This is a genomic window from Pleionea sp. WD8-19 (assembly GCF_055326765.1).
In genome coordinates this window covers 1-3,012 of sequence record NZ_JBUZOU010000049.1, presented here as the reverse complement: position 1 = coordinate 3,012, position 3,012 = coordinate 1, and the positions used below count along the sequence as shown (strand labels likewise).

Here is a 3,012-nt window from a genome sequence, read left to right as displayed (position 1 = left end):
ATTAATGGTTTGCCAGTCAGCTAAGGTTTTTCGGCTCATTGGATATCTCCTGGTAAGTTAATCAGGAGGAAAGAGTAAAGCCCCTTAACGTTGAGCACTAGGTGTGGTTTACTGGACGTTCACGTTACATGCTTAGTCCGATACACCTAAATGGATATATAGACTTCCTTCATCGCCCATAAGAAGGAAATCACTATAAGCACATTCATAAAACGATTTACCGAGATCTAATTCAACCCCAAATCCTTCGGCAAAACTTGATATAGACTCAACTTCATTAAGGAGTTCATTTAGCATATCTTTTTTAAATGAATCGATACTCAACGAGAACTCTTTGTTTTTATCATATAAGCAGCTACCGGATTTAAATGGATCTATTTGAAAGTCCAGTAACTATCGTTCCAGTATTTTATACAGTTCATTCCGCCAGCTGGCACCAAAAGGGTTGATGGAGTACTCAAATTTCGAAGGTGCGATTTGAAAAGCATTTCCATATTCCTCAATTGCTAGCCGTTCACTTTCACACTCTGACAAGGGAATTATTTCGAAAGTATACCCATTATTTGATTTATGGTTGACCCATTCAAAAGCATGTAAGAATCCAGCTATGTGATCAATTCTACTTTTATTCAATTTAAGTACCGTGGTTTTGATATAGCATGTAACGCCGGCAGCAGTGGCGCATATTTATTAAATTCAGTTTTCAGCGCTCTTTTGTTATTTGACTTTTTGAGGGCATATAGATGCTATGTGACATTTTACCTCTTATTCTCCAGCTCATCTTTAAGCAAACTGTTTAGGATACCCATCTTTGCTTTGATATCCTCTAACTCCGACCTCATAAGTTCACTATTGTGTCTTAGCGTTAGATTAGGCAGCATATCAAATATCAATAAATTGATGTATAGCTGGCTGAGAATCTGACACCTAAACTTATGCGTTTCATTTAAGTAATCTTTTATATGATACTCATAATCATCTTTTAGATCTTGAAGTTCAATGAAATAGTGATCTTCCTTGTCAGTGAAAAAGTAATCGCTAGCCTCCACAATTGAACATAGCTCCGAACACCTTTTGTGATTTCCTAATTCCAACTCAACCAGTGCTAACAGCAATATGCCATAGCAATTGGAATACCATAGGTGCTCATAATTTTCGTCTTTTTCGCTTTGATCAAAGTAAAGAAAACTTATTAACAATTGCTTTGATTCTTCGAGTTTCCCTAAAATGGCCAAGTAGTGACTTAGCCTGATAGCAAGATCTATATCATTTTCACTATTCGGCCGGAACTTAGCCATTAGCGATTTCTTCATTCTCGCTATGATAGGCCTGTCATCTGCATTCTGTTCTATCTTTAGCATTAGATCTAAACTACCCGGTCACATGACGTTTCAAACTGTGGCGGCCAAACACAAATGTAATGAGCAATTGGACGTCACACAGCCTTGGGTTGTTAAAAAAATACTTATGACTTTATTCTATTGCTTTTTAATGGAGTTAGTAAAGCCAAAACTAAATACACGCATAAAGATGCAACAGAAGATGCCACAATACCTAATATAAACCCCGCGCTACCCAAAAGCGAAGGAAGTAGAAAGAAAAATGAAAAACAGGCTAGAAAAAATGCAAGCACTCTATAAACACGTGGAACCTGGACCTGAGCGTGACATACCCCACATTCTTGGTTCGTACCGTCAACAGCCATAAACTCTTTTTGGAGTACTCCAAACTTATGTTTTTGACAACTTGAACACTTAAACAGGTTCATAATATCCCTTTAAATTTTTTAACGCCGAGTTTTGCAGTTTATCCGCAACAACGAACTGTTATATTTTCTATTGCTCACGGTAAGCATTAGCTCGCTCCTCTCTTATTTTGTCCAACTTGTCAGCTATAGAAAAGTCACCGCTTAGGATGTCGCCTCCAATATCCTTTAAAAGTGACGCATACATATTCAGTTGAATATACTGATCTGACTCGACAGCTTTTCGCTTATTGAACTCTGCATTTTCCGTAGTGCTTAGAAGGTCTAACAAGTCATAGTTTTGGAACTTATCTAATCTTAAATGTCCAAATGCAACTCTAGAAGCGCTCCCCCAATGTATACCTTCGACCACAACACGAACATTTACTGATTTATTGATATAGGAAATTGAACATGGATTTGCAAAATCTGATCTAGACAATTCTGAATACCCATAATCGGATCTTAAAAAATTGAATGCTTCTCTTGCCTTTGCCTGAAACTCAAAGATGCTTTCTTTATTGTCCATATAATACTCGTTCTAAATATAACACCCGCATAAAGCGAACCAAGCACGCAGGTTGCCTTGTGTTAAGTTGTAGCGAAGCGGAAACACAAGGCTACTGGAGTGTTTGGCATCGTTTTTGATGCGCTTGTTACGCATTATTTCCTAAGCATTTTTCTAGGTGTGCGATCATAGCCTTATTAGATTGCTTACCAAAGCTCGAAACCTGCTTTAGTGCCAAAAGCCAACTTTTGATATATGGTGCGAACTCTTTGCTTGAATCGCTCTCAGCTTCCCATAGTTTCTCAAAGCCTCTTATAGCTTCCTTGAGCTTGTGGAATTCCTGGAAACAACTGTGGCAAAGATCTCGACGCTGCCAGACATGGCACTTTCTAACCTCAAATGCCTCTTTTTGGTCTTGCGCCGTGAAAACGTCAAGATTTCCACACTTGCAACAGTTGTAGGCAATATCTGTGTAGTACTCGATACAAGATTCATATAAATAGGAATTCTTGCTCGATTCAGACCATTTCGATTTATCAGCTGGTAGGATCAAGGTGCTTCTCTAAACACCTAACGCCGCCATAAGCCGCGCGACGTCAGGAGCGTCGGGCGACCGCAGGGAGCGAAATTAATGGCCTTGTGTACGCCCGGCATGGGCATTAACTAATGAGGTGAAAGTCCTCTGTAGGAGAGTCACCGTCAAAATCTATATGATTATTAGACGATAACTACTAGCGAATGGCAAGGGCCAATCCGCGAG

Annotated in this window: 3 protein-coding genes; all 3 read right to left on the bottom strand. The window is 39.2% G+C overall.

All coding sequences use genetic code 11. The features are described 5' to 3' along the window. Positions 1 to 132: 132 nt before the first annotated feature. Positions 133 to 324 (bottom strand): hypothetical protein, encoded by a 192-nt coding sequence (locus ACTUJY_RS21010; protein ID WP_463618092.1) that lies wholly within the window; start codon positions 322 to 324, stop codon positions 133 to 135. A gap of 434 nt (positions 325 to 758) precedes the next feature. Next, entirely contained in the window at positions 759 to 1,298 is a 540-nt protein-coding gene (locus ACTUJY_RS21005) for a hypothetical protein (RefSeq protein WP_463618091.1), read from the bottom strand. Between the two features lie 537 nt (positions 1,299 to 1,835). After that, on the bottom strand, positions 1,836 to 2,273 hold the full coding sequence (locus ACTUJY_RS21000; protein WP_463618090.1) for a hypothetical protein: 438 nt from the start codon (positions 2,271 to 2,273) through the stop codon (positions 1,836 to 1,838). Positions 2,274 to 3,012 lie beyond the last annotated feature (739 nt).